Origin of the sequence: Escherichia sp. XD33 (genome assembly GCF_019375075.1) — a bacterium.
Classification (GTDB): domain Bacteria; phylum Pseudomonadota; class Gammaproteobacteria; order Enterobacterales; family Enterobacteriaceae; genus Enterobacter; species Enterobacter flexneri_A.
In genome coordinates this window covers 1-1,197 of record NZ_JAENDM010000194.1, presented here as the reverse complement: position 1 = coordinate 1,197, position 1,197 = coordinate 1, and the positions used below count along the sequence as shown (strand labels likewise).

The following is a 1,197-nucleotide window of genomic DNA, read 5'->3' as shown; positions in this document are numbered from 1 at the left end:
GGAAGGTGCGAATAAGTCCGAGATGTGAGATCATCGTGTTGTAACCTGAACCCAGAATGAGTAACCGGATGAGCCAGCAACTGACTTTTGCCGACAGTGAGTTTTCCAGTAAACGCCGCCAGACCCGCAAAGAAGTTTTCCTTGGCAGAATGGATGACTTGCTTCCCTGGGACAAATTACTTGGCGTTATCGAGCCTGTGTATCCCAAGGCCGGTAATGGTCGCAGGCCCTATCCGCTGGAAACCATGCTGCGTATTCACTGCATGCAGCAATGGTACAACCTGAGCGATGAGGCCATGGAAGATGCCCTCTATGAAATCGCCTCCATGCGCCAATTTGCTCGCCTGTCACTGGATAAAGCCATTCCAGACCGCACTACCATCATGAATTTCCGGCATTTGCTGGAGCAGCATGAACTGGCCCGCAAAATCTTCAGTACCGTTAATCACTGGCTAGCAGAGTGTGGCGTTCTAATGACCCAGGGCACCTTGGTGGATGCCACCATCATTCAAGCCCCCAGCTCTACCAAAAACAAACACAACAGCCGTGATGAAGACATGCACCAGACCAAGAAAGGTAACCAGTGGTACTTCGGCATGAAAGCGCACATTGGCGTGGACGCCAAAAGTGGCCTGACCCACAGTCTGGTGACCACGGCGGCTAACGAGCACGACCTCAATCAGGTTGGCAAGTTACTGCATGGCGATGAAGAATTTATCTCAGCCGATGCTGGTTATCAGGGGGCCGAAAAGCGCGATGAGCTCAGCGATGTCAGCGCAGACTGGCTTATCGCCAAGCGTCCCGGCAAAGTGAATGCATTGAAGCAACACCCGCGCAAGAACAAGCTGGCCATCCGTTACGAATACCTGAAAGCGAGTATCCGAGCGAAGGTTGAGCATCCATTTCGGATAGTAAAATGTCAGTTTGGTTTCGTCAAAGCCAGGTACAAGGGGCTGGCTAAAAATGACAGTCAACTGGCGATGTTATTCACCCTGGCGAACCTGGTTCGAGTTGACCAATTGATACGGGCACAGGCGAGATCTACCTGAAATGAGGAAATTGGCCTGAAACAGGGCCAAAATCAGCCACGAAGAGACGATTTTGGGCTGAAAATTGGAAAATTGAGCCACAGGACGTCGATAAAGGACGGTTTGGGGCGTCATATCGGGAGCTGCGGACCACTTAATCGCAACTTCC

Annotated in this window: 1 protein-coding gene; it reads left to right on the top strand. The window is 51.5% G+C overall.

Annotation, left to right across the window (positions count from 1 at the left end):
* The first annotated feature begins 68 nt into the window (after positions 1–68).
* A complete protein-coding gene (locus K0778_RS26215) occupies positions 69–1,049 on the top strand; it encodes an IS5-like element ISEc68 family transposase (protein ID WP_000082736.1) in 981 nt (326 codons plus the stop codon).
* Positions 1,050–1,197: the final 148 nt, after the last annotated feature.